At 67.1% G+C, this 24,241-nt stretch carries 30 protein-coding genes and 1 other RNA gene; 20 read left to right on the top strand and 11 right to left on the bottom strand.

Annotated elements, in window-relative coordinates; genetic code table 11:
• Positions 1–39: 39 nt before the first annotated feature.
• Positions 40–1,839 carry an ABC transporter transmembrane domain-containing protein gene (locus tag CLD20_RS19260; RefSeq protein WP_224408299.1) on the bottom strand — a complete coding sequence of 600 codons (1,800 nt, stop codon included), beginning with the start codon at positions 1,837–1,839 and terminating at the stop codon, positions 40–42.
• Between the two features lie 177 nt (positions 1,840–2,016).
• Here CLD20_RS19260 and rpmE point away from each other — a divergent pair, with 177 nt between their 5' ends.
• Entirely contained in the window at positions 2,017–2,241 is a 225-nt protein-coding gene (rpmE, locus tag CLD20_RS19255; RefSeq protein WP_224408298.1) for a 50S ribosomal protein L31, read from the top strand.
• Between the two features lie 118 nt (positions 2,242–2,359).
• Here rpmE and CLD20_RS19250 read toward each other — a convergent pair whose 3' ends face one another.
• A complete protein-coding gene (locus CLD20_RS19250; RefSeq protein ID WP_224408297.1) occupies positions 2,360–2,626 on the bottom strand; it encodes a zinc-binding dehydrogenase in 267 nt (88 codons plus the stop codon).
• Between CLD20_RS19250 and CLD20_RS19245 the strand changes: the two genes are divergently transcribed.
• Positions 2,616–2,900 (top strand): LysR substrate-binding domain-containing protein, encoded by a 285-nt coding sequence (locus CLD20_RS19245; protein ID WP_224408296.1) that lies wholly within the window; start codon positions 2,616–2,618, stop codon positions 2,898–2,900. The genes CLD20_RS19250 and CLD20_RS19245 overlap by 11 nt on opposite strands.
• Here the strand turns inward: CLD20_RS19245 and CLD20_RS19240 are convergent.
• Together CLD20_RS19240 and CLD20_RS19235 are read right to left on the bottom strand one after the other, a co-directional pair.
• A complete protein-coding gene (locus CLD20_RS19240; RefSeq protein ID WP_224408295.1) occupies positions 2,897–3,421 on the bottom strand; it encodes a DUF1465 family protein in 525 nt (174 codons plus the stop codon). The genes CLD20_RS19245 and CLD20_RS19240 overlap by 4 nt on opposite strands.
• A gap of 359 nt (positions 3,422–3,780) precedes the next feature.
• A complete protein-coding gene (locus CLD20_RS19235; RefSeq protein WP_255599998.1) occupies positions 3,781–3,966 on the bottom strand; it encodes a DUF1192 domain-containing protein in 186 nt (61 codons plus the stop codon).
• Positions 3,967–4,174: 208 nt separating this feature from the next.
• On the opposite strand from CLD20_RS19235, the gene CLD20_RS19230 reads away from it, so the two are divergent.
• The 3 genes from CLD20_RS19230 (at position 4,175) to CLD20_RS19220 (ending at position 6,908) form a co-directional block, all read left to right on the top strand.
• Positions 4,175–5,182, top strand: a complete 1,008-nt coding sequence (locus CLD20_RS19230; RefSeq protein WP_224408293.1) for an NAD(P)H-quinone oxidoreductase — start codon at positions 4,175–4,177, stop codon at positions 5,180–5,182.
• Positions 5,183–5,318: 136 nt separating this feature from the next.
• Entirely contained in the window at positions 5,319–6,008 is a 690-nt protein-coding gene (locus tag CLD20_RS19225) for a DUF1013 domain-containing protein (RefSeq protein ID WP_224408292.1), read from the top strand.
• 132 nt (positions 6,009–6,140) lie between these two features.
• Positions 6,141–6,908 (top strand): sulfite exporter TauE/SafE family protein, encoded by a 768-nt coding sequence (locus CLD20_RS19220; protein WP_224408291.1) that lies wholly within the window; start codon positions 6,141–6,143, stop codon positions 6,906–6,908.
• Positions 6,909–6,918: 10 nt separating this feature from the next.
• Here the strand turns inward: CLD20_RS19220 and CLD20_RS19215 are convergent, their stop codons facing one another.
• The 7 genes from CLD20_RS19215 to ssrS form a co-directional block, all read right to left on the bottom strand.
• Positions 6,919–7,668: a YebC/PmpR family DNA-binding transcriptional regulator gene (locus tag CLD20_RS19215; RefSeq protein WP_224408290.1), complete on the bottom strand. Its 750-nt coding sequence runs from the start codon at positions 7,666–7,668 to the stop codon at positions 6,919–6,921.
• 280 nt (positions 7,669–7,948) lie between these two features.
• Complete coding sequence (locus tag CLD20_RS19210; RefSeq protein ID WP_224408289.1) at positions 7,949–8,761, bottom strand: transglutaminase family protein; 813 nt, start codon at positions 8,759–8,761, stop codon at positions 7,949–7,951.
• A gap of 5 nt (positions 8,762–8,766) precedes the next feature.
• Positions 8,767–9,669 carry a transglutaminase family protein gene (locus CLD20_RS19205; protein WP_224408288.1) on the bottom strand — a complete coding sequence of 301 codons (903 nt, stop codon included), beginning with the start codon at positions 9,667–9,669 and terminating at the stop codon, positions 8,767–8,769.
• Positions 9,670–9,778: 109 nt separating this feature from the next.
• Positions 9,779–10,198: a GFA family protein gene (locus CLD20_RS19200; protein ID WP_224408287.1), complete on the bottom strand. Its 420-nt coding sequence runs from the start codon at positions 10,196–10,198 to the stop codon at positions 9,779–9,781.
• Positions 10,195–11,037 (bottom strand): TIGR00282 family metallophosphoesterase, encoded by an 843-nt coding sequence (locus tag CLD20_RS19195; RefSeq protein WP_224408286.1) that lies wholly within the window; start codon positions 11,035–11,037, stop codon positions 10,195–10,197. Before CLD20_RS19195 ends, CLD20_RS19200 begins: the two co-directional genes overlap by 4 nt.
• Complete coding sequence (locus CLD20_RS19190; RefSeq protein ID WP_224408285.1) at positions 11,034–11,618, bottom strand: 5-formyltetrahydrofolate cyclo-ligase; 585 nt, start codon at positions 11,616–11,618, stop codon at positions 11,034–11,036. The genes CLD20_RS19195 and CLD20_RS19190 overlap by 4 nt, the downstream gene beginning before the upstream one ends.
• A gap of 28 nt (positions 11,619–11,646) precedes the next feature.
• Positions 11,647–11,804: non-coding RNA, 6S RNA (gene ssrS, locus CLD20_RS19185), on the bottom strand.
• 147 nt (positions 11,805–11,951) lie between these two features.
• On the opposite strand from ssrS, the gene CLD20_RS19180 reads away from it, so the two are divergent.
• The 15 genes from CLD20_RS19180 (at position 11,952) to tolR (ending at position 24,239) form a co-directional block, all read left to right on the top strand.
• On the top strand, positions 11,952–12,365 hold the full coding sequence (locus tag CLD20_RS19180) for a universal stress protein (protein WP_224408284.1): 414 nt from the start codon (positions 11,952–11,954) through the stop codon (positions 12,363–12,365).
• Positions 12,366–12,480: 115 nt separating this feature from the next.
• Positions 12,481–14,403: a propionyl-CoA synthetase gene (locus CLD20_RS19175; protein WP_224408283.1), complete on the top strand. Its 1,923-nt coding sequence runs from the start codon at positions 12,481–12,483 to the stop codon at positions 14,401–14,403.
• Positions 14,404–14,509: 106 nt separating this feature from the next.
• Complete coding sequence (locus CLD20_RS19170; RefSeq protein ID WP_224408282.1) at positions 14,510–16,321, top strand: glycoside hydrolase family 15 protein; 1,812 nt, start codon at positions 14,510–14,512, stop codon at positions 16,319–16,321.
• A gap of 12 nt (positions 16,322–16,333) precedes the next feature.
• On the top strand, positions 16,334–17,155 hold the full coding sequence (locus tag CLD20_RS19165; RefSeq protein WP_224408281.1) for an SDR family oxidoreductase: 822 nt from the start codon (positions 16,334–16,336) through the stop codon (positions 17,153–17,155).
• Positions 17,156–17,223: 68 nt separating this feature from the next.
• Complete coding sequence (locus CLD20_RS19160; RefSeq protein WP_224408280.1) at positions 17,224–18,021, top strand: SDR family NAD(P)-dependent oxidoreductase; 798 nt, start codon at positions 17,224–17,226, stop codon at positions 18,019–18,021.
• A gap of 63 nt (positions 18,022–18,084) precedes the next feature.
• A complete protein-coding gene (locus CLD20_RS19155; protein WP_224408279.1) occupies positions 18,085–18,453 on the top strand; it encodes a VOC family protein in 369 nt (122 codons plus the stop codon).
• A gap of 4 nt (positions 18,454–18,457) precedes the next feature.
• Positions 18,458–19,168 (top strand): YafY family protein, encoded by a 711-nt coding sequence (locus tag CLD20_RS19150; protein ID WP_224408278.1) that lies wholly within the window; start codon positions 18,458–18,460, stop codon positions 19,166–19,168.
• 85 nt (positions 19,169–19,253) lie between these two features.
• Entirely contained in the window at positions 19,254–19,799 is a 546-nt protein-coding gene (ruvC, locus tag CLD20_RS19145; protein WP_224408277.1) for a crossover junction endodeoxyribonuclease RuvC, read from the top strand.
• 57 nt (positions 19,800–19,856) lie between these two features.
• Positions 19,857–20,120, top strand: coding sequence for an AbrB/MazE/SpoVT family DNA-binding domain-containing protein (locus CLD20_RS19140; protein WP_224408276.1), 264 nt, complete (start codon positions 19,857–19,859; stop codon positions 20,118–20,120).
• Positions 20,113–20,529, top strand: coding sequence for a type II toxin-antitoxin system VapC family toxin (locus CLD20_RS19135; RefSeq protein ID WP_224408275.1), 417 nt, complete (start codon positions 20,113–20,115; stop codon positions 20,527–20,529). Before CLD20_RS19140 ends, CLD20_RS19135 begins: the two co-directional genes overlap by 8 nt.
• 34 nt (positions 20,530–20,563) lie before the next feature.
• On the top strand, positions 20,564–21,190 hold the full coding sequence (gene ruvA / locus CLD20_RS19130) for a Holliday junction branch migration protein RuvA (protein ID WP_224408274.1): 627 nt from the start codon (positions 20,564–20,566) through the stop codon (positions 21,188–21,190).
• On the top strand, positions 21,187–22,233 hold the full coding sequence (gene ruvB, locus CLD20_RS19125; RefSeq protein WP_224408273.1) for a Holliday junction branch migration DNA helicase RuvB: 1,047 nt from the start codon (positions 21,187–21,189) through the stop codon (positions 22,231–22,233). Before ruvA ends, ruvB begins: the two co-directional genes overlap by 4 nt.
• A complete protein-coding gene (gene ybgC, locus CLD20_RS19120) occupies positions 22,226–22,654 on the top strand; it encodes a tol-pal system-associated acyl-CoA thioesterase (protein ID WP_224408272.1) in 429 nt (142 codons plus the stop codon). The genes ruvB and ybgC overlap by 8 nt, the downstream gene beginning before the upstream one ends.
• Positions 22,655–23,079: 425 nt before the next feature.
• A complete protein-coding gene (gene tolQ, locus CLD20_RS19115) occupies positions 23,080–23,793 on the top strand; it encodes a protein TolQ (RefSeq protein ID WP_224408271.1) in 714 nt (237 codons plus the stop codon).
• Positions 23,793–24,239 (top strand): protein TolR, encoded by a 447-nt coding sequence (gene tolR, locus CLD20_RS19110; RefSeq protein ID WP_224408270.1) that lies wholly within the window; start codon positions 23,793–23,795, stop codon positions 24,237–24,239. The genes tolQ and tolR overlap by 1 nt, the downstream gene beginning before the upstream one ends.
• The last annotated feature ends 2 nt before the right edge of the window (positions 24,240–24,241 follow it).

Raw genomic sequence — 24,241 nt, 5'->3', positions numbered from 1 at the left:
GGCCTGAGGAGGGGGTGGGCTGGAAGGGCCCCCGGGGCCCTATTCGGCCGCGGCGGCTTCCGAGGTGCCGGAGAACTGCAGCTCGCCGAGGCGGGCGTAAAGGCCGCTCCTCGCCATCAGGCTCTGATGGGTGCCTTCTTCCACGATCCGCCCTTCCTCCATGACGAGGATGCGATCGGCGTTGCGCACGGTGGCGAGCCGGTGGGCGATGACGAGGCTGGTGCGGCCCTTCATCAGCGTTTCCAGCGCCGCCTGCACGGCGACCTCGCTCTCGGCGTCGAGCGAGGAGGTCGCCTCGTCGAGGAGGAGGATCGGCGCGTCCTTCAAAAGCGCGCGGGCGATGGCGATGCGCTGCTTCTGGCCGCCGGAAAGGGTGATCCCGCGCTCGCCGAGCACGGTGTCGTAGCCTTCCGGCAGGGCGCGGATGAAATCGTCGGCATTGGCAGCGCGGGCGGCCGCCTCGACGTCCTCGCGGCTGGCGGCCTCGTTGCCGAAGCGGATGTTGTCGTAGGCGGAGGCGGCGAAGATGGCGACGTCCTGCGGCACCAGCGCGATGCGGGCGCGCACTTCCTCCGGATCGGCGGAAGCGACGGGCACGCCGTCGATCTCCACGCGGCCGGCCTGCGGATCGTAAAAGCGCATCAGAAGGGCGAAGACGGTCGACTTGCCGGCGCCGGACGGGCCGACGATGGCGACGCGCTCACCCGGCTTCACCGAAAAGGCGACGTCGCTGAGGACGGCGACGCCTGCCTGCGGATAGGAGAAGGCGACATCGGCAAAGCGCACCTCGCCGCGGGCCGGCTCCGGCAGGGGGAGCGGCTTTTCCGGTTTCTGGATGGCGGGCTTGGTTTCCAGAAGCTCGATGATGCGTTCCGTGGCGCCCGCTGCCTGGCTGATCTCGCCCCAGACCTGGCCGATCTCGCCGAGGCCGGCGGCAGCGAAGACGGAATAGAGGACGAACTGGCTCAGCCGGCCGGCGGTCATGTCGCCGGCGATGACGGCCTGCGCGCCCCACCACAGCACGACCACGACGGAGGCGAAGACGAGGAAGATGGCAAAGGCCGTCAGGCCGGCGCGGGCGGCGGTGGCGCCGCGGGCGGCGACGAAGGCCTCGTCGACCTTGGAGCTGAAATAGCGCCGCGCCGGGGGCTCCTGGTTGAAGGCCTGGATGGTGCGCACGCCGGTGATCGCCTCGGAGGCATAGGCGCTCGCCTCGGCGAGGCGGTCCTGCGCGAAGCGGGAGCGCTGGCGCACGCGCTTGCCGAACCACAGGATCGGCACGACGATGAAGGGAATGGCGACGAGAACGAGCGCGGAAAGGCGCGGGCTCGTCACCACCATCATAACGACCGAGCCGAGGAACATCATCATGTTGCGCAGCGCCACGGAGGCGCTGAAGGAGATGGCGGCGCGGATCTGGGTGGTGTCGGCCGTCAGTCGCGAGAGGATCTCGCCGGAGCGGGCGCTGTCGTAGAATGCGGCCGAAAGCCGCATCATGTGGGAGAACAGCGCGGCGCGAAGATCGGCGACGATGCGCTCGCCGAGCGTCGTGACGAGATAGAAGCGCGCGGCGCTGGCCGCGGCAAGCACGCCCACCACGACGATGAGCATGGTGAAATACTTGTCGATGAAGCCGGCGTTGTCGGCGGAAAAGCCGAAATCGATGACGCGGCGCACGGCCATCGGAATGGCCAGAGTCGCCAGCGTCGCAAGGATCAGCGCGGCAAGCGTTGCCGCGACACGTCCGCGATATCTGGCAAAGTATGGAACGAGCGCCCTGAGGGGACGCAGCGAGGCTCGTCCGGCGCGGGCCGGCTTCGGATCGGCTCTATCACTCATTGCGGCCTCAGGGAGCACGAAGCGCTCGCCGGTGCAAGTCTCGTCGGCAAGACTTGATGGCGCAGGCCCGCTTCTGTATATCGCCCGCGAGCGAAGTGCGCATGCCCGGCTGCGCAAAGGCGAAGCCTGCCGGAAATTCCGGCAGCCGACGGCCGCCCCCAACCGACGAGACGAGACATGAAAAAAGAGATTCATCCGGACTACCATCCGGTCAAGGTCGTGATGACCGACGGCACCGAGTATTGGACACGTTCCACCTATGGCGAGGAGGGCGGCGCCCTGCATCTCGACATCGATCCGAGCACGCATCCGGCATGGACCGGCGGCAGCCAGCATCTGATCGACCGCGGCGGCCGCCTGTCGCGCTTCAAGAGCAAGTATTCGGGCTTCCTCGGCTCGTAAGCCAGGAGCCGCGGGCCCTTTTCGGGCCGACCCAAATTCGCAAGAGCGCCGGCCACTGGCCGGCGCTTTTTCTTTGGCGCCAGATTTTTTCGGCCGCAGATATTCAGGGGGGGGCGTCTCAGCTCGTCAGGATGACGCTGCCGGTGGTGCGGCCGGCCTCGAGCTCGGCATGGGCGGTTGCCGCCTCGGCGAGGGGGTATTCGGCACCGACCGGATTGACGAGGCCGTCCTGGAGCGCCGCGAAGAGGGCCTGCGCTCCGGCGCGGTAGAGCCGCGGATCGGCGACGTAGGCCATCACGCTCGGCCGGGCGAGGGCGATCGCGCGTGACGCGGCGCTGGAGCATGTCGCGCAGCAGGCCTGGCTGCGCGGGCTGATGGAAGGCAAGCCGCTGGTCTTCGAGGCGAGCGACCTCTTTGCCCAGGAGGAGGCGGCCTGTGCCGGGCTCGGCGCGGTGGTGCTGCCCCGCTTCATGGGCGAGGCGAACGGCGCGCTCGTGGAGCTTGCCACCCCTTCGGCGCCGCCGGAGCGGGAGTTGTGGCTCGTCACTTATGGGGATCTGCGCCGCTCCAGCGCGGTGCGCGCGGTCAGCGCCTTCCTGGCCGAGGAGATCGGCAGGGCCTGTGCGCAGACGCCGGGACGGAGGGCCCGGCGGGGCTAGCTCGCCTTGGAGCCGAAGGCGTCGGTGAGGGCGGCGATCTGGCTGAGGACCGGGCTCTTGTGCTCGACCTGCGGCTCGATGCCGTCGTCGAAGAGGGCCTGGTCGATCAGCTGGACGCGCTTCTGCAGGGAGATGGAGCGCTCGATCAGCCCCTTGAAGTCGTCGGGCAGATCGTCCCAGCCCGGCCCGCGCATGTTGGTGAGCGCGGCGTCGATGCGGATCTTGCGCTTTTCCTCGGCAGCCTGATCGAGGCTCATCTCGCCCTCGTTGACGGCGCGGTGGAGGAGAAGCCAGGAAGCGAGCTGCATCAGCCGCGTCGTCAGGCGCATGGATTCCGTCGCGTAGACGATCGATGCCGGCCGGCCGAGCTCGCTGGAGCAGCGCCGCCCCTCGCCATCGAGATAGGCCGCCGTTTCCTCGACGAGACGCATGCCGGACTGAAAGAGCTCCGAAAACGTTCCCGAATGGGCATAGGCACGCCCGAAGGAAAGCGGCTCGGCGTGGCTGTCGGATCTACGCATGACACAACCCCTTTTGGCCATTCAATGCGAGGGCGTGCGCCCGGGCAAGTATGGTCTCCGGCTTGTCCACCGGCTTTGAAATCCCGACCGTTGTCGGACGGGGCGGGGCGTATTTCAATCGAATTGTAACCAATTAGTAAAGATCGGACGCCTGAACAAAAAATGAGCCGCGCTGGGCGGCTCGAGGTTCATTACAGGGAGGCGTCAAACAGAGTGGACAGGAACCACTCTCGGTCCAGATCGCTGGACAGGCTCATTAGAGCTTATAAAGGTTAATGGGGCGTTAAATATTTAGATTTGATTCAACTGTTGAGTGAATTCTTGTGCCTGGCGGGCGGCCTGGCCGAGCCGGGAGCCCGTCAGAGCTTGAAGATCGCATCGGCGGCGGTGCGACCACCTTTCTTGCGCTCCAGCTCCGCCTTGAGGCGCTCGATCTCGGCCTCGCACAGAGCGATCCGCTCTGCCAGTTCGTGCTCGGAAAGGAGCGAGAGATCCTCGCCCACCGCATGCGCCGGTTTTCGCACCGGCTTGTCGTCGTCGAACATTTTCACAGGCCCTTCTTCAGGGCGCGATGATATCCCCGCGCGCCGGCCTTGTCAGCGTCTGCCTGTAAGGGGCGACCCGCGAGCGCGTCCCCGCGAGCGGCTTCCTGTGGGCGGCTTTGGGGTGCCCGACAAGGCGCCGGGACGGGGCGCACAGGCCATTCAAACGCCGGCCCCGATCGACTAGTCTCGCCCGATCAAGGGAGGCCAAATGGAACAGATTGCCAAGGTGATGCGCGCCGTCGTCATCACCGAGCCCGGCGGGCCGGAAGTTCTGGAGATCGGGGAGCGTCCGGTCCCCGAGCCCGACGCCGGCGAGATCCTCATCAAGGTCGCGGCGGCCGGGATCAACCGCGCGGACGTGCTGCAGCGCATGGGCAAGTATCCGGTGCCGAAGGGCGCCAGCGACATCATGGGGCTGGAAGTCTCCGGCACGGTGGCCGCGACCGGCAGCGACACGGAGCGCTACGAAGTGGGCGACAAGGTCGTCGCCCTCGTTTCCGGCGGCGGCTACGCCGAATACGTGGCGGTGGCGGAGAGCAACGCCCTGCCGCTTCCGGCCGGGCTCTCGCTCCTCCAGGGGGGCGGGCTCGCCGAGGCCGCCTTCACCGTCTGGCACAATGTCTTCGAGCGCGGCTCGCTGCGCCCGGGCGAGGTTCTCCTCGTCCATGGCGGCACCAGCGGCATCGGCACCTTCGCCATCCAGGTCGCCAAGGCCTTCAAGGCGCGTGTCATCGTCACGGCCGGTTCGGAAAGCCGCTGCGAGGCGGCTCGGCGAATCGGGGCGGACCGGGCGGTGAACTACCAGAGCGAGGATTTCGTCGAGGCCGTCCACGAAATGACCGGCGGACGCGGCGCCGACGTCATTCTCGACATGGTGGGCGGCGACTATGCGAGCCGCAACTACGCGGCCGCGGCGCCGGAGGGGCGGATCGTGCAGATCGCCTTCCTCAAGGGCGCCAAGCCGCAGGTCGACCTTGCACTGATGATGCGCAAGGGGCTGACGCATACCGGCTCGATGCTTCGCCCCATGCCGATCGAAGCGAAGGCGGAACTGGCGAGGGCGCTGGAGGAGACGGTCTGGCCGCGGATCGCGGAGGGCTTCGTCACCCCGGTGATCCACGCCTCTTTTGCCCTGGAGGAGGCCGGCGAGGCGCACCGAGCGCTCGATTCCGACCACATCGGCAAGATCGTCCTGAGGGTCGGGGACACCGATTAGGCTGTCCCATGCGAACGCGCGGGTGATTGCGCGGGGCGGCCGCAATCCGTATATGTTCGGGCAATTCCCGTCATCGACGCGAAAAATGCCGCTCCTCCGGCGCCGAAGCCGGGAGAGAACACAGGAGGATCATGCCATGGCGTCAACACCGCTGATGCCGAAAGCGACCGCCGTCTGGCTGGTCGACAACACCTCGCTCACCTTCGAGCAGATCGCCGCCTTCTGCCGCCTGCACCCGCTGGAGGTGAAGGCGATTGCCGACGGCGACAGCGCGCAGGGCATCAAGGGCGTCGACCCGGTGCTCTCCGGCCAGCTCACCCGCGAGGAGATCGAGCGGGCCGAGAAGAATCCGAGTCACCATCTGAAGATGCAGATGCCGCGCGTGCGCGTGCCGGAGACCACCAAGCGCCGGGGACCGCGCTATACGCCTGTCTCCAAGCGCCAGGACCGGCCGAACGCCATCCTCTGGCTGGTGCGCAACCATGCCGAACTGAAGGATGCGCAGGTGATCCGCCTCGTCGGCACGACGAAGCCGACGATCCAGGCGATCCGCGACCGCACGCACTGGAACTCGGCGAACCTGACGCCGACCGATCCGGTGACGCTCGGGCTGTGCACGCAGCTGGAGCTCGACATGGAGGTGAAGAAGGCCGCCAAGTCCGCTCCGGCGCAGACGGAGGAAGAGGGCGCGCGCCTTCTCTCGGCCGAGGAAACGACCCGTTTCCAGCCGCGCGAAGCGACGCCCAATCCGGATCGCGAGCCTTCGATCGATCCCGATTCTGTCTTCGCCAAGCTGAAGAACCTGAAGTCGAGCGACGTTACCTGACGTTGTTTTCCCGCGCCTCGCCGCGCGGGTGCAGTCACAGGGGAAAGGCCGGCCCGGCCTTTCCCGCGGGAAGCGCCACGCCGTCCCGCCAGCGCCCCGGGATTCTCCCGGGGCTTTTATTTGGGGGACTGGATGGAGGCGTTCATCGCCGTCGCCGCAGAGCCCGCGACCCTGGCGATGCTCGCCGCGGTGTTCGTGGCCGGCACGCTGCGCGGCTTTGCGGGGTTCGGCGCGGGCCTTGTCTTCATTCCCGTGGCGGGCGCCCTGATCGGCCCGCGTGCCGCCGTCATCGTCCTGTGGGCGATCGATTCGCTGCCGACGCTGCCGATCCTCTTGCCGGCGCTACGTCATGCCGATTACCGCTCGGTGCTGCCGGCCGTGCTCGGCACGGCGATCGCCATCCCCTTCGGCGTGCATGTTCTGGCCACGCTCGACCCGGTGCTTCTGCGCTGGGGCATGTCGGTCGTCGTCGTGGTGCTCGTCATCCTCCTGTTTTCGGGGATGCGCTTCGAAGGGCCGCGCCGGCGGGCTTCGGCCTTCGGGGTCGGCCTCATCGGCGGCGTCCTCGGCGGGGCGACGCAGCTCTCCGGCCCGCCAATGGTCGTCTACTGGATGAGCGGCACGGAAGCGGCGGCGCGCATCCGCGCCAACCTCATCGTCTTCTTCGCCTTCGGCACGGTACTTTCCGGCATCGCCTTCTACTTCAACGGCATCTTCTCGGCGGAAAGCCTGATGCGCGCGGCGATCGGCACGCCGGTCTATTTTGCCGCCCTGATGACCGGCCAGCGCCTGTTTTCACTGGCATCCGAGCGGGCCTTCCGGGCCGTCGCCATCACGCTGATCGTGATGGCGGCGATCGTCTCGTTGCCGGTCTTCGACGGCATGCTGCGCCCGCAATGAGGCCGGCGGCTTAGGCCGCGGAAAGCCGCTCCATCACCTCGTCGTCGACGTCGAAATTGGCGTAGACGTTCTGCACGTCGTCGTCGTCCTCGAGCGTGGCGATGAGCTTCAAGAGCGTGCCGGCCTTCTCCTCGTCGAGCGGCGTCAGGGTCTGCGGCTTCCAGACCGGGCGCACCGATTCGGCCTCGCCGAGGCTTTCCTCCAGCGCCGAGGAAACTTCGCCGAGATCCTCGAAGGAAGTGAGGATGGTGTGGTTCTCCGCGTCGCTCGTCACGTCGTCGGCGCCGGCCTCGATCGCCGCCTCCAGCACCTTTTCCGCATCGCCCACCGAGAGCGGATAGACGATCTCGCCGACGCGCTCGAACATGAAGGCGACGGAGCCGGTCTCGCCGAGCGAGCCGCCATGCTTGGCGAAATAGGAGCGCACGGCGCCCGCCGTGCGGTTGCGGTTGTCGGTCAGCGCCTCGACCACGAAGGCGACGCCGCCGGGGCCGTAGCCCTCGTAGCGGATCTCCTCGTAGGCCTCGCTGTCGCCGCCGACCGCCTTCTGGATGGCGCGCTCGATATTGTCCTTGGGCATGGACTGCGCCTTGGCGTTCTGGACGGCGAGGCGCAGGCGCGGATTGGTGTTGGGATCGGGGTCGCCGACTTTGGCGGCGACGGTGATCTCCTTGGAAAGCTTTGAGAACAGCTTCGAGCGGGCGGCGTCCTGCCGGCCCTTGCGATGCATGATGTTCTTGAACTGTGAATGGCCCGCCATCGCGGTTTTCCTGCGTCTTGCGTGAATGTCTCCGGGGAGCGGAGGATATAATGGGGAGTGAGGAAGGCGTCTAGGTGGGGCAGGGCCGTTGATCGACGGCCGGCGCGGCCTTCTTCTTCGGCCGCGGCATGGCGCAACTTGACGCGCTCCGCCCTCAGCCGTGGGCGCGGGCAGGTAAGACGGGCAGACGATATATGAAACGGGCCGCAAAAAACGGCCGATTAGCGACCGTCACAAGACGGTTGCGGTCCTTACAGGCAGTAAGCGGGGCTTTGCCCGCCTACTGCACCTCCGGCACTTCGTCGGTGATGACTTTGAAGCCGCTCAGGGTGGAATGGCCGAAACTCGTCGACAGCGCCACGTCGGTCGCGTCGCGGCCGCGCGCCATCAGGATGCGGCCGATGCGCGGGAAGTTGTGGCGCGCATCGAAGGTGTACCAGCGCCCGTTGAGATAGGCCTCGAACCAGGCGGAGAAATCCATCTCGCCATCTTTGGGCACGCCGATATCGCCGAGATAGCCGGTGCAGTAGCGCGCCGGGATGTTCATGCAGCGGCACAGCGTGATGGCCAGATGCGCGAAGTCGCGGCACACGCCCGTGCGCTGCTGGTATCCGTCGCGGGCGGTGCGGGTGGAATCGGCGTTCTGGTAGTTGAAATCGATGCGCTCGTGGACGTAGCTGCAGATCGCCTGCACACGCGCCCAGCCCGGTGGGGTATTGCCGAATTCGGCCCAGGCGAGATCGCTCAGATGGTCGGTGTCGCAATAGCGGCTGCCGAGGAGGAAGAGGATGACGTCCTCCGGCAGGTCAGCGATGTCGACCTGGCCGGCATGCGGTGCCACCTCGTCGGCCTGGCCGCTGTCGGAGATCTGGAAATCGCTCGTGATGCGCAGTCTTCCGGCCGGGGCCACGATGCGCGTGCAGATGTTGCCGTAGGCATCGTGGTAGTTGGAGAAGGGGATCGGCGGGTCGAACTTCATCCGGTGAGGGGTGGTCAGGTCCGCGAAGCGGCTGGGATGCACGGAGAGCACGAGCAGCATCGGTGTGGGCTGCGTGCAATCGTACTGGAGGTCGTAACCGGCGTGTATTTGCATCGCTGCTAAACAGCCACCGTGCCACGCGGTTCCGTCTTCGGTGAATCTTCCATTAAAACCTTCACCGTGACCTCCATGCCGAGGTCGTCGTCGGCGGCCCCTTCGAAGGATCCCGAAAGCGGCAGGGCCTCGCTCGGATCGCGGGCGATGGCGATGCGGATCAGGCCCTCATTGCCGAGAATGGCGTTGGTCGGGTCGATGTCGACCCAGCCGGCGCCGGGCAGGTAGACCTCGACCCAGGCATGGGTGGCGCCGCCGCCATGCACGTCGTGGCTGTCGCGGTCGGGCACGTAGAGGTAGCCGGAGACGAAGCGCGCCGGCAAGCCGAGGGCGCGCAGCGCCTCGATCATCAGCTCGGTGAAGTCGCGGCAGGTTCCCGAGCCGAGGGAGATCGTCTCGGCCGGGTTCTGCAGGCCGCGCTCGCGGCGCTTGTAGGTGAGGCCCCGCCGGATGCCGTGGATCATCGCCATCAGGAATTCCATGGTCGGTACTTCCGGCGCCAGGAAGGTGTGCGCCCAGGCATCGAGCACGCCTTCCGGGTCGCGGTAGCGCCGCTCCAGGAAGGGGCGCAGGTCATAGAGCTCATCGGCGCCGAAGGCGACCGGCATGGTCATCGCCCGGTCCTCCAGATTGATGCCGGCCGGGTGCGAGCGGAAATGCGCCACGCGGATATGGCTGTCGAAGACGAGCGTGGTGGAGCGGGCGGTAAAGCGCGCCGCCTGGACGCGGTTGCCGAGCGCGTCGTCGCTGGAGCGCAGGCTCGCCGGTTCGGGCGAGATCGTCAGCGATGCGGAGAGGAGATGCTGGTCGTGCGCCTCGCGCGGCAGGAACATCATGCGATGCTCGCCGAAGGAGACGGGCCGTCGATAGCGGTAGGTGGTCAGATGGTGGACGGCGTAAATCGGCATCGGGCGGCCTTGGGAGATTGGAAGGCAGCCATCCTAGTGCGGTTCGCGGCCTGAAAGTTATCTTTCTGCCGGAAGGGCCGGAAAGGGCCGGGCGGCGCCCGGCGGCGGGTCAGCCCTCGGAGCGCCGCCGCGTGTTGTCGTCGTACTTGGCCAGGCTGTCGTCGAGATGCAGCCAGAAGAGCTTGGAGGTCACATAGGCGTGGCTGTCCGGGCTCAGCTGGTCGGCCTCGTCGAAGAGCCCGGCATGGATGTAGATCTCGCCCGGAAGGCGCGCATCGGAATAGGAGAGGGGCGTGCCGCATGCGGCGCAGAAGGAGCGGACGATGCCCGGCGAGGAAGGCCGGCGCGTCGGCTCGCCATGCCAGGTGACGAGATCGGCCGGAAAGCCTGCCCATACGACCGCCGGGGCGCCGGTCTGGCGGCGGCAATCCTTGCAGTGGCACCAGGAGACCTGAAGGGGCTGCGACAGCGCCTCGAAGGTGATGGCGCCGCAGAAGCAGCGCCCGTGGAGCGGCAGGTCGAGCGTCATGGCCGGAAATCCCGTCCCTCTTCCCAGAAGGCCGGCACGGTCTCCTCCAGATGCGGGCCGAGGCGGAGCGGGGCGACGCGACTTGCCAGGCCCGTCGCCTCGTCGACCTCCACGGCGATGCCGGAGATGGAGCCCTCGCCCATCGCCGGGCCGAGCCGGCCGGAGGTGATCTTGGTGGTGGCGCGCTGCAGCGGCTCGTCCTTGGCCATGCCGATGATGCTGTCGTAGTCGCCGCACATGCCGACGTCGCTCATATAGGCGGTGCCGCCGGGCAGGATGCGGTGATCGGCCGTCGGCACGTGCGTATGGGTGCCGACGACGAGCGTCGCCCTGCCGTCCATGAGGACGCCCATCACCTGCTTCTCGCTGGTCGCCTCGGCGTGCATGTCGATGACGATGGCATCGCACTCGCTTCGCAGGGGCATCGCCTCGACCTCACGCGCGACGGCGGCGACGGGATCATCCAGCGCCGGCATGAAGAGCTGGCCCATGACGTTGATGACGAGGATGCGGGCGCCGTTGCGGGCGGAGAAGATGTTGGCGCCGCGGCCCGGCGTCTGCGGCGGATAATTGAGGGGTCGCAGAAAGCGGTCCTGGCGCTCGGAGAAGACCAGCGCCTCCTTCTGGTCGAAGACGTGGTTGCCGGTGGTGACGCAGTCGGCGCCGGCGTCGAGAAGCTCCTGGAAGATCGTCTCGGTGATGCCGAAACCGCCGGCGGCGTTCTCGCCGTTGATGACGACGAAATCGAGCGACCAGCGTTCCACGAGACCGGGCAGGTGCGACTTCACCGCCTTGCGGCCGGAACGGCCGACGACGTCTCCGAGGAAAAGCAGCCTCAAGCTTGCGCCTTTTGCGTTGGCGTTTCGATGAGCCCGTCCTCGGTGGCGATGACGGACAGGCGGATGTCATGCGCCTCCATGGGGACTTCTTCGACCTCCTGACAGGCAAAGGCAAGGCCGGCAAGACGGGGGCTGTGCCCTGCTTCCATCAGGCGCGCGATGACCGTGTCGTAGTAGCCGCGGCCGTAGCCGAGCCGCCCGCCGGCACGGTCGAAGGCGGCGAGCGGGGCGACGATGAGGTCGGGCGCGATCTCGGGGCTCGACGCGTCGGGATGACGCGTGCCGAAGGTTCCCCTCTCCAGCCCCGCCTCGCCGGCGAAGGCGCGGAAGACCAGCCTGCCCTCGACGATCGCCGGCAGGGCGAGCCTGCCGCCGCGGGCGAGGATGACGGGGAAGATCCGTCGCGGATCGATCTCGTCGCGGATCGGCCAGAAGAGGGAGACGGTTTCGCCGGATTTCAGGATCGGCTCCAGATGCCGCAGCGCCCGCGCGGAGCGCGTCGCGCGTTCGGCCTCGCCGAGCGCCGCGCGCCGTGCCAGAGCCGCTTTTCTGATCTCGGCTTTGGCGGCGGAAACAGGCATGGAGAGGAGGCGGGCTTTTTGAATGAGACGCGCGGCCGCCGCAGCCGGTGGAATGCTCGATCCCGGGAAACCTACACAGTAGGTGGGCGCCGTTTTGGCCGAGCCCACGGGCCAGGCCAGGGACAGCTCCCTTAAGGATCGATAAGGCCCCGGGGATTTGACTCCTGTCGAACCGGGCAGCCGCGCGCAGCCAGATATAGGAGGGGGAAGGGGCCGCGGCAAACGAAACGTCCAACCGTCCAGCGCCTCTTTCGGCTTGACAGCCTCCCCTTTCGCCCGAGGTGCGGGGCGTAGGACGCGTTCGCAGCGACGCCGCAACAAAGGGAGGCGGAAATGTTCAAGAAAATTATGGTGCCGACGGATCTCGCCCATGCCGACAAGCTCGACAAGGCGCTCCAGCTCGCGGGCGACCTTTCCAAGCAGTACGGGGCCGAGGTCGTCCTCCTCGGCGTCTCCACCTCGGCGCCGAGCGCCGTGGCGCACGACCCGGCCGAATACGCCGAAAAGCTGCAGGCCTTCGCCGCCCGGCAGAGCGAGAAATGGGGCGCCGGCTTCACCTCCAAGCCGGTCGCGAGCCACGACCCGGCGCGCGATCTCGACCAGACGCTGGAACGGCAGGTGAAGGAGACCGGGGCGGACCTCGTGGTGATGGCCTCGCATGTGCCGGGCTTCTTCAGCCACGTCTTTTCTTCCAATGCCGGCTATCTTGCCGCGCACAGCGCCGTCTCGGTCTTCGTCGTGCGCTAGCTTCGCGTTCGGCTGAAAGAGGGGTGCGACAATAGACGGCGTGCGTCTATCGACCCTCGGCCAATTGTCCCGCGCCATCCGGCGAGCTAGGACATCGGCCGGGAGGACTTCAAAAATGACGAGCCGCTATCACGAGGTCTACGAAGCCTGGAAATCGGACCCGGAAGCTTTCTGGGCGAAAGCCGCCGAGGAGATCGACTGGATCGAGACGCCCGCCAAGGTATTCGAGGCGGAAGAGGGCATCTACGGCAGGTGGTTCGCGGGCGGGAAGACCAATACCTGCGCCAATTGCGTCGATCGGCATGTGGAGCGCGGCAGGCCGGGACAGCCCGCCATCATCTACGACAGCCCGATCACCGGCTCCAAGCGCAAGATCACCTATGCGGAGCTTCTCGCCGAGGTCGAGGCGCTCGCCGCGGTCCTGAAGAAAAAGGGCGTCGGCAAGGGCGACCGCGTGATCCTCTATATGCCGATGGTGCCGGAGGCGGTGTTCTCCATGCTCGCCTGCGCCCGGCTCGGGGCGATCCACTCCGTGGTGTTCGGCGGATTTGCCGCCAACGAGCTTGCGACCCGCGTCAACGACTGCACGCCCAAGGCGATCATCTCGGCCTCCTGCGGCATCGAGCCCGGGCGCGTCGTGGCCTACAAGCCGCTCCTGGATTCGGCCCTGAAGCAGGCGCAGCACCAGCCGGAATTCTGCCTGGTGCTGCAGCGCGAGCAGGGGCCGTGCGACCTCATCGAGGGGCGCGACTTCGACTACGCCGCCCTCGTCGGCGAGGAGAAAAGCCTCGGCACGAAGGTCGCTCCAGAGCCGCTCGACGCCACGGACCCGCTCTACATCCTCTACACCTCCGGCACGACGGGCCGGCCGAAGGGCGTGGTGCGCGACAATGGCGGCCACATGGTCGCCCTCAAATGGTCGATGAAGGCGATCTACGACATGGATCCGGGCGAGGTCTTCTGGGCCGCCTCCGATGTCGGCTGGGTCGTCGGCCATTCCTACATCGTCTACGCGCCCCTTCTGCACGGCTGCACGACGATCCTCTTCGAGGGCAAGCCGGTCGGAACGCCCGATGCCGGCGTTTTCTGGCGGGTGATCGAGGAGCACAAGGTCTCCGCGCTGTTCACCGCGCCGACGGCCTTCCGCGCCATCAAGAAGGAGGATCCGGACGGCAAGCTGGTCGGCGACTACGACCTCTCCCAGTTCCGCATGCTCTTCCTCGCCGGCGAGCGGGCCGATCCGGACACGATCCAGTGGGCCGAAGACAAGCTCGGCGTGCCGGTGATCGACCATTGGTGGCAGACGGAGACGGCCTGGGCGATCGCCGCCAACCCCGCAGGGCTCGGCCTGTTGCCGGTGAAATACGGCTCGCCGACCGTGGCGATGCCGGGCTACGACGTGCAGATCCTCGACGATGCCGGCCATGAAGTGCCGGCCAGCACGCTCGGCAACATCGTCGTCAAGCTGCCGCTGCCGCCGGCCTGCCTGCCGACGCTCTGGCATGCCGACGAGCGCTTCAAGGAGAGCTACCTCCTGGAGTTCCCCGGCTACTACAAGACGGCCGATGCCGGCATGATCGACGAGGAGGGCTACATCTACGTGATGGCCCGCACCGACGACATCATCAACGTGGCGGGCCACAGGCTTTCGACCGGCGCCATGGAAGAGGTGCTTTCCGGCCATCCGGACGTCGCCGAATGCGCCGTCATCGGCGCCCATGACGACCTCAAGGGCCAGATGCCGATGGGCTTCGTCGTGCTCAAGGCCGGCAAGGACCGCGAGCCCGCCGATATCCAGGCCGAGTGCATCCGCAAGGTGCGCGAGGAGATCGGGCCGGTCGCTGCCTTCAAGACCGTGCATGTGGTGAACCGCCTGCCGAAGACGCGCTCGGGCAAGATTTTGAGGGCCACGATGCGCCAGATCGTCGACCACGAGGAATTCAAGATGCCGGCGACGATCGACGACCCGGCCATCCTCGACGAGATCCAGGAAGTGGTCGACCATGTCGACCAGATGCGGGCCGCACAGGCGCGCTAGTGGTCTTTCGGGTGCGCGCCGCGGGGGCGGCGCGCACCTTACATCTTCTCCATGGACTGGACGCGGGGCGCGGCTGACCTAGCTGTTGCGTGCCAACGAGCCCGCCATGACCTCCACCTTCACGCCCATCGAAGACCACGCCGTGATCGGCGACATGCAGACGGCAGCGCTCGTCGCTCTCGATGGCACGATCGACTTCTTCTGTTCTCCCAATTTCGATTCCCCGACCGTGTTTGCCGAGATTCTCGACCGGGAAAAGGGCGGGCGCTTCAAGCTCGCCGCGACCGACGGGGATCTGCGCTGCCGCCAGCTCTATCTTCCCGACACCAACGTCCTCATCACCCGCTTCCAGGGCGACGAGAGCGTTGCGGAAGTCTCCGACTTCATGCCGCTCGACGGCTCGGGGCGGATCGTGCGGCGGGCAAAGGCGATCCAGGGCGATATCGCCTTCAATCTCGTCTGCGATCCGCGCTTCGACTATGCGCGCAGCCTGCCGAAGGCGGAGGCGATCGAGGGCGGCGTCGCGTTCACCGACGGAGAGCGCAGCCTCTACCTCTACAGCGACGTGCCGCTCACGGCGGGCGAGGCGGGGGCGGAGGCCACCTTCACGCTGAAGGAAGGTGAGCACGCCTTCGCTATCCTCTGCCCGGGACGCAAGGACGTGCCGCATATCGACGCGGACTATGTCACCGAGAGCTTCAAGGCGACCGTCAGCTTCTGGCACGACTGGGTGGCCAAGGGCACCTATCCGAGCCGCTGGCGCGAGATCGTCGTGCGATCCGCTCTCGTGCTGAAACTGCTTTCCTCGCAGAAGCACGGCTCGATTGCGGCGGCGGTGACCTTCGGACTGCCGGAAGTGCCGGGCCACAGCCGCAACTGGGACTACCGCTATTGCTGGGTGCGGGACGCGGCCTTCTCCGTCTATGCCTTTTCGCGCCTCAACTTCTACGAGGAGGCGCACCGCTTCACGACCTTCCTGCTCAATCGCACCGAGGAATCGGGCGAGGCGGACATGCAGATCATGTACGCGATGGACGGCCGCTCCAGCCTGCCGGAGGTGTCGCTCGATCATCTTTCTGGGTGGCAGGATTCCAAGCCCGTGCGGATCGGCAACGCCGCCTACGAGCAGCTGCAGCTCGACATCTACGGCGAGATGATGGACACGATCTATCTGGCGGCGAAATCGCTCGGCCAGCCTTCGAAGGAGGTGTGGCGACAGCTCGTGGCCATGCTGGAATGGCTGACGGAAAACTGGGACCAGCCCGACGAGGGGATCTGGGAGGTGCGCGGGCCGCGCCGGGAATTTCTTTCCTCGCGGCTGATGTGTTGGGTCGCCTTCGACCGGGCCGTGCGCATGGCGCTGAAGCATTCGCTGCCGGGGCCGGTCGAGGCGTGGCGACGCGAGCGCGACGAGATTCACCGGTCCATCATGGAGGAGTACTGGGACGAGGAGATCGGCGCCTTTACCCAGTACAAGGGATCGAAGACGGTCGATGCCTCCGTGCTTCTGATGCCCCTGGTGCGCTTCATCAATCCGTCCGACCGCTACTGGCTGAGGACGATGCGCGCGGTGGAGGAACGGCTTCTGAAGGACTGCCTGGTGCTGCGCTACGACGACGAGGCGGAGGGGGCGGAGGACGTCGACGGCCTGTCCGGCCGCGAGGGCGCCTTCACCACCTGCGCCTTCTGGTATGTGGAGGCGCTGGCGCGCACCGGCGAGATCGCCAAGGCGCGGCTCCTGTTCGAAAAGCTCCTCTCCTATGCCAACACGGTCGGTCTCTACGCGGAGGAGCTGAGCCCCTCCGGCCGCCATCTCGGCAATTTCCCGCAAGGGCTGACGCATCTTTCGCTGATCTCGGCGGCGCACTGGCTGGAACGCGCGCTCGACGGAGATCAGGGAACCCGCTTCGCCGCCTAGCGTTCGGCCGTCATGACAACCAGCACCACAGCCTCAAACGGACCCTCCCTCGCCGGTCAGGTCGCGCTCGTCACCGGGGGAAGTTCGGGTATCGGCGCGGCGACGGCGATCGCGCTCGCCCGCGCGGGCGCCGACATCCTCGTCAATTATTATTCGGGGGAAGAGGCGGCGGCGAAGGTGCGCGGCGAGATCGAGGCGACCGGCCGGCGCGCGGTCATCTGCCAGGGCGATGTGAGCTCGGAGAGCGATGTCGTGAAGCTCTTCGAGACCTGCGAGGCGGAGCTCGGCATTGCCGACATCGTCGTCTCCAACGCCGGGCTGCAGCGCGACAGCGCCTTCGCCGAGATGGAGCTCTCCGACTGGCAGAGGGTGATCGACACCAATCTCACCGGCGCCTTTCTCGTCGCCCGCGAGGCGGTGCGGCGCTTCCAGAAACGGGGCCTGCGGCCGGATGTCAGCCGGGCGCTCGGCAAGATCGTCTTCAATTCCTCGGTCCACCAGCGCATCCCCTGGGCGGGGCGGACGAACTACGCCGCCTCCAAGGGCGGCATCTCCATGCTGATGCAGTCGATCGCCCAGGAGGTCGGCAAGCTGAAGATCCGGGTGAACTCCGTCGCGCCGGGGGCGATCGCGACGGCGATCAACGCCGAGGCGCGGGAAAAGGGGGCGGATGAAATCCGCGCGCTCATCCCCTACGGGCGGATCGGCGATCCGCAGGACATCGCCCGCGCCATCGTCTGGCTGGTCTCCGACGACGCCGACTACGTGCACGGCCACGCGCTCTTCGCCGATGGCGGCATGGCGCTCTATCCCGGCTTCATCGGCAACGGGTGATGCGGGCGCCAAGGGATTGACCCGGCCCCGCGGCCGGACGCAGTGTCCGCCCGCAGGAGGCAGGCAGCATGGCACTTGAAAACAAAGTCGCGATCGTCACGGGCGGTGCGAGCGGGATCGGCCTTGCCGTCGCCGAGCGCTTCGTCAGCGACGGCGCGCGGGTGGTGATCGCCGACATCGACGACGAGGCCGGCAATTCCGCGGCCGAGAGGCTGGAATCGCTCGGCGAGGTGCGCTTCGTGCATTGCGACGTCGCCGAGCGGCTTTCGGTACGCAATCTCCTGGCGACGACGGTGGACGCCTTCGGCGACATCGACATCCTCGTCAACAATGCCGGCATCGTGCACAAGGCGGAGTTTCTGGAGGTGACGGAAGAGGATTTCGATCGCGTCCTTTCCGTCAACCTGAAGGGCTCCTTCCTGGTCGGGCAGGCCGTCGCCAAGCGCATGGTCAAGCAGATCGAGAACGGCGGCACGCCGGGCTGCATCATCAACATGAGCTCGGTGAACGCGGTCTTCGCGATCGCCAGCCAGGTCGCCTACACGGTCTCCAAGGGCGGCGTGAACCAGCTGACCAAGGTGATGGCGCTGTCGCTCGCCCCGCACGGCATCCGCGTCAACGCCATCGGGCCCGGGTCCATCATGACGGACCTTCTGGCGGCGGTCGCCGACGACGAGGCGGCAAAGAACCGGATGCTCTCGCGCACGCCGCTCGGGCGGATCGGACAGCCCTCGGAGATCGCCGGCGTCGCCGCCTTCCTCGCCTCGAAGGATGCCAGCTACATGACCGGCCAGACCGTCTATGTCGACGGCGGGCGGCTGCCGCTCAACTACACGGTCCCCGTTCGAGAGGATCGAGGCTCCTGACGGAAGGCTGTCAGGAGGGGTGTGCCAATCATCCTCCTGCAAACAACTTGCGGGAGAAGCGATATGAGCAATAGCGAGACGGCCCGGAACGCGGCCGAATGGTTCGAGATGGCGGTAACGGATCTCGACAGGAGCGCCGCTTTCTTCGGCGAGGTCCTCGGCACGCCGCTCAGCCGTATGACGATGGGCGGGGAGGACATCGCCGTCTTTGCGCATGACGGCGGCATGGGCGGCAATCTCTATCAGGCACCCGAGGTGGGGGCAGGCTCGCCGGTCATCCATCTCAACGCCCCTTCGCCGCTGGAGGAGGCGCTGGAGCGGGTGAAGGCGCATGGCGGCGCCGTCGCCTCGGAGATCCAGACGATCCCCGAGGGGCGGTTCGCCTATTGCACGGATCCGGACGGGACCCGCTTCGGGCTTTTTGCGCGGTAGAGGGATGCGCCGGGCCGACCGCCTCTTCCAGATCGTCCAGCAGCTGAGAGGCGGCCGGCTCGTCACCGCGCGCAGACTGGCCGAAAAGCTCGAGGTCTCCGAGCGCACCATCTACCGCGACATGGCCGACCTCATCGGCACGGGCGTGCCGATCGAGGGGGAAGCCGGCGTCGGCTACCTGATGCGCTCCGGCTTCGACCTGCCGCCGCTCATGTTCACACGCGAGGAGCTGGCGGCCCTGATGCTCGGGGCGCGTTTCGTGAAGGCCTGGACGGGGGCCGATCTCGCGCTCGCGGCCGAGGAGGCTCTCGTGAAGATCGAGGCGGTGCTGCCGGAGAAGGAGAGGCGCGAGCTGGCCGGGACCGGCCTCTTCGCCATGGCGCCGGGGCTCGGCGGCGAGGTGCGCGAGACCTTCGACCGGCTCGATCGGTGCATCCGCGAGCGGCTGAGGGTGCATGTCGTCTACGAGGCGCTCGGCGGCGAGAGCAGCGCCCGGGACCTTCGCCCGCTCGGCCTTTACCATTGGGGCAAAGTCTGGACGCTCGCCGCCTGGTGCGAGATGCGCGGCGACTTCCGCAATTTCCGCGTCGACCGGATCACACGCCTCGAGGAATGCGGCGACGCTTTCCGCGAAGAGCCGGGCAAGACGCTCCGCGATTTCCTGCGCCGGATGGCGGAAGAGCATGGCAGCCCGCCCCGGCACTCCCGCCCATGAAAGGCGGCGGGTGAAGGGCCGACCTCCCATGCGGCCGCCCATGGCAATGCTCGCCAGCGGCCGGCCGGCGACATAGGCTCGGCGCATGCGCCAGCCGATTCGCATCCTCGGGATCGATCCCGGCCTCCGCCGCACCGGCTGGGGCGTGGTGGAATGCGAGGGCCCGCGCCTTTCCTTTCTCGCCTCCGGCACGGTGCGCTCCAGCGAGAGCCTTTCGCTGGCGGAGCGGCTCGCCGAGCTGCATGACGGGCTCGCCGAGGTGATCTCGAGCTACGCGCCGGCCGAGGCGGCGGTGGAGCACACCTTCGTCAACCGCGATGCGAGCGCCACCCTGAAGCTCGGCCAGGCGCGCGGCATCGCCCTTCTGGTGCCGGCGCGGGCAGGGCTTCCGGTCGCCGAATACGCGCCGAACCTCGTGAAAAAATCCGTCGTCGGCGCCGGCCATGCCGACAAGGCGCAGATCCGGCTCATGGTCTCGGTACTCCTGCCGCGGGCGAGCTTCGACACGGATGACGCGGCCGACGCGCTCGCCATCGCCATCTGCCATGCGCACCATCGCGGCGCGGCCGCGGCAGCCGCCAGGATGGCCGCGGCGAGCAAGACCCAGGGCGCGCGCCTGCGCCGGGCGTGAGGCGGACCAGCTTGCGTTTGTTTGCGGAATGTTCCATTCTTACCGTGCGAGGTAAGAATGCGCAAAAGCTCGACGACGATGACGTCCAAGGGGCAGATCACCATCCCGAAAGCGATCCGCGACCGGCGCAACATCGCCGTGGGAGCGGAGTTCGAAGTCACGGAGCGGGGAGACGAGATCGTCCTGCGCCGGGCCGGGCCGCCGACGGCCGCAGAGGGGGAAGATCCGGAGTTCGACGCCTATCTGGAGCGGGTGCGCGGCAGCATGCGCCTCGGCATGAGCACGGACGCCTTCATGGAGCTCCTGCGCGGGGATGAGTGACACACTGGTCGACACCAACGTCCTGATCGACGTCCTCTACGAGGACCACGACTGGGCCGGCTGGTCGCAGGCACAACTCCGCGAGCGTCGCCGGCGGGGCGGCCTCGTGATCAATCCGGTCATCTATGCCGAGGTCTCCTGCGGCTTTTCCAGCCAGCGACAGGCCGACCGCGCGATGAGTTCCGCGATCTATCGGCGCGAGGCGCTTCCCTTCGACGCCGCCTTCGCGGCCGGACAGGCCTTTCTCTCCTACCGGCAGGCAGGGGGTGCCAGGCGCTCTCCGTTGCCGGATTTCTACATCGGTGCGCATGCTGATTTCGGGGGGTATTTCCTTTTGACCCGGGACCCGAAGCGCTACCGGCAGTACTTTCCTCTCCTCAGGATCATCGCGCCGGATACCCATCCATGAATCCCAGGAACGCAGGCGCGGCAGGCTTCAAAGCATGATCGGCAAGCTGAAGGGCATCATCGATTCCTACGGGCCCGATTGGGTGATCGTCGATTGCGGCGGCGTCGGCTACATCGTTCATTGCTCGGCGCAGACGCTGCAGGCGCTGCCGGCGCCGGGCGAGGCCGCGACTGTGGCGATCGAGACCTATGTGCGCGAAGACCAGATCCGGCTTTTCGGCTTTGCCTCCGACCACGAACGCGAATGGTTCCGCCTCCTCAATTCCGTGCAGGGCGTGGGCACGCGCATGGCGCTCGGAGTTCTCGGCGTGCTGAAACCTTCCGAGCTCGCCTCGGCCATCGCCCTGCAGGACAAGGCGATGATCGCACGCGCCCCCGGCGTCGGGCCGAAGGTGGCGGGGCGGATCTGCGCGGAACTCAAGGACAAGGCGCCGGCGCTGAGCGGCGCGATCGGCAGCGATTCGGCGGTGGCGCGCCTTCAGGCCGAGCTCGGCGACAAGGTGGCGCCGCAGCCGGCGGCCGATGCGGTCTCCGCCCTCGTCAATCTCGGCTATGCGCAGATCCAGGCCTCGGCGGCCATCGCCAAGGCGATGCGTGAAGCGGGCGAGGGGGCCGAGACGGCGAAGCTCATCCGGCTCGGTCTCAGGGAGCTGTCGCAATGAGCGAAGACCGCGTGATTTCGGGCGATCTGCGCGAGGAGGACGTCGAAGGCGCATCCTTCCGTCCCGAGACGCTGCCCGATTTCGTCGGCCAGGAGAGGGCGCGCGCGAATCTCAAGATCTTCATCGAGGCGGCACGCTCGCGCGGCGAGGCGCTCGACCATGTGCTCTTCGTCGGCCCGCCCGGCCTCGGCAAGACGACGCTTGCCCAGATCGTGGCGCGCGAGCTCGGCGTCAATTTCAGGGCGACCTCCGGGCCCGTCATCGCCAAGGCAGGCGATCTCGCCGCGCTTCTGACCAATCTGGAAGAGCGCGACGTGCTCTTCATCGACGAGATCCACCGGCTGAACCCGGCGGTGGAGGAGATTCTCTATCCGGCGATGGAGGATTTCGAGCTCGACCTCATCATCGGCGAGGGGCCGGCGGCGCGCTCCGTGCGGATCGATCTTGCGCCCTTCACCCTCATCGGCGCCACCACGCGCCTCGGCCTGCTGACGACGCCGCTGCGCGACCGTTTCGGCATTCCGGTCCGCCTGGAATTTTATACCGACGAGGAGCTGGAACGGATCGTGCGGCGCGGCGCGCGCATTCTCGGCGCGCCGATCTCCGACGACGGGGCGGTGGAAATCGCGCGGCGCGCGCGCGGCACGCCCCGGGTCGCGGGACGGCTCCTCCGCCGTGTGCGCGACTTCGCCGCCGTCGATGGCGCGACCCGCATCGAAAGGAGCCTTGCCGACAAGGCGCTCCTGGCCCTGGAGGTGGACGCGGCGGGGCTCGATTCGCTCGACCGGCGCTATCTTTCCATGATCGCGGAGAATTTCGGCGGTGGGCCGGTCGGCATCGAGACGATTTCGGCGGCGCTGTCGGAGCCGCGGGATGCCATCGAGGACATCGTCGAGCCGTTTCTCATCCAGAAGGGGTTCGTGCAAAGGACGCCGCGCGGCCGCCTGCTCACCCCCAAGGCCTTCGCCCATCTCGGGCTCGCCGGTCCGGAGCCGGACCGGATCTCCCAGATGGGCCTGTTTGCCGGTGGCGACGATGTGTGAGGCGCCGGCCGGGCTTGCCGGACAATTAGAGGAGGGCGGGCATGTCCTCTTCCAGCGCGTCTATTTCGAGGACACGGATTTTTCCGGCCTCGTCTACCATGCCCGATACCTGCATTTTCTGGAGCGCGGGCGCTCCGACTATCTGCGGCTGCTCGGCGTTCACCACCGCGAACTGGCGAAGGACGGGCTCGCCTTCGCCGTGCGGCGGATGACGATCGAGTTCGAAAGACCCGCGCGGATCGACGACATTGTTGCGGTGAAGACGCGCCCGCGTAAGGTCGGCGGGGCGCGAATCGTCCTGCATCAGGAGCTTTTGCGGGATGGGGAGCGGCTGGTGGAAGCCTCCGTGGAGGCTGCTTTGATCGGCCCCGGCGGGCGCGCGCAGCGCCTGCCGGAGGCCGTCAGGAAAGCATTCGACTAAAGGCAGCGCCTGCCGGAAGCCGTCAGGAAAGCATTCGACGAAAGATAGGTCCTCAGGCCGCGAAGCCTGCGATCGCGAGCAGGAAAAGTCCTCCCACGAGAGCGGCCACCACCATCCTGTCGGTGAGGCCGGAGCCGGTGTCGCCAAGATCGGCGTCGAAAGCGTGCATCGTGTCCTCTGAGCAAACCGGCGCTGGGTCGCGCCTGCCTTTTCTCGCCGTTAACGCTCGGCACATCAGTGTGTTCCGTCACTTTGCGAGTCTTTTATGGCAACGCTTTCCTCTTGATTTCGGGTAACGTTTCGTTAACCCCGTTGATCTCTCATGAGAGCGGCCGGTTTCTTCGGCGCCAGGCTCCGAAAAGCCGCGCTTTTGTCACATTCGGCGGTCAAGAGCCGCCGAGATCGAAAAAGAGCGATCTCATCCCATGGATCCAATTGCCCAGACAGCGCTCGCCGCTCCGGCGGGTAGCTTTTCCCTGCTATCCCTTTTCTGGGAAGCACATATCGTTGTGAAGATCGTCATGCTCGGGCTGATCGGCGCGTCGATCTGGTGCTGGGCGATCATCGTCGACAAGACGCTGCTCTATAACCGGATGAAGCGCCAGCTCGACCGCTTCGAGGAGACCTTCTGGTCCGGCGCCTCGCTGGAAAACCTCTATACCCAGGTCTCCGCCCGCGAGGCGCACGGCATGGCGGCGCTCTTCATCGCCGCCATGAAGGAATGGAAGCGCACCTATGAGGGCGGGGCGAAATCGCTCGCCGGGCTCGGCCAGCGCATCGACCGGGTGATGGACGTGACGCTTGCGCGCGAGGTCGACCGGCTGGAGCGCCGGCTGCTCGTTCTGGCCACCGTCGGCTCGTCCGCCCCCTTCATCGGCCTTTTCGGCACGGTCTGGGGCATCATGAATTCCTTCCAGGCGATCGCCGCCTCGAAGAACACCAACCTCGCCGTCGTGGCGCCGGGCATCGCCGAGGCGCTGCTGGCCACGGCCTTCGGGCTTCTCGCCGCCATCCCGGCGGTGATGTTCTACAACAAGTTCGCCAGCCAGGTGTCGCGCCTGTCCACCCGCATGGAGGGCTTCTCCGACGAATTCGCGGCCATCCTTTCGCGCCAGATCGACGAGCGGAGGTCTGCCTGATGGGTGCCGGGATGATCGCACCGGCACGGGGCGGGCGGCACCGCGTGCGCCGCCGCCATGCGCCGGTCGCCGAGATCAACGTCACGCCGATGGTTGACGTCATGCTGGTGCTGCTCATCATCTTCATGGTGGCCGCACCGCTTCTGACCGTCGGCGTGCCGATCGACCTGCCGGAGACGCAGGCCAAGGCGCTCAACGCCGATACCGAACCTCTGACCGTTTCGGTGGCGGCCGATGGAAAGATCTTCCTGCAGGAGGAAGAGGTGACGCCGGACAAGCTCGTCGCCACGCTTCAGGCCATCGCCAAGAACGGCCTCAACGAGCGCATCTATGTGCGCGGGGATCGCGAGGCCGATTACGGCACCATCATGCGCGTGATGGGCCGTCTCAACGCCGCCGGCTACCGGCGGATCGGGCTCGTCACCCTCGAAGAGACTGACGGGTAGTG

The sequence above is a fragment of the Afifella sp. IM 167 genome (assembly GCF_020144925.1).
Taxonomy (GTDB): domain Bacteria; phylum Pseudomonadota; class Alphaproteobacteria; order Rhizobiales; family Afifellaceae; genus Afifella.
This window is presented reverse-complemented; position numbering and strand designations above follow the sequence as displayed.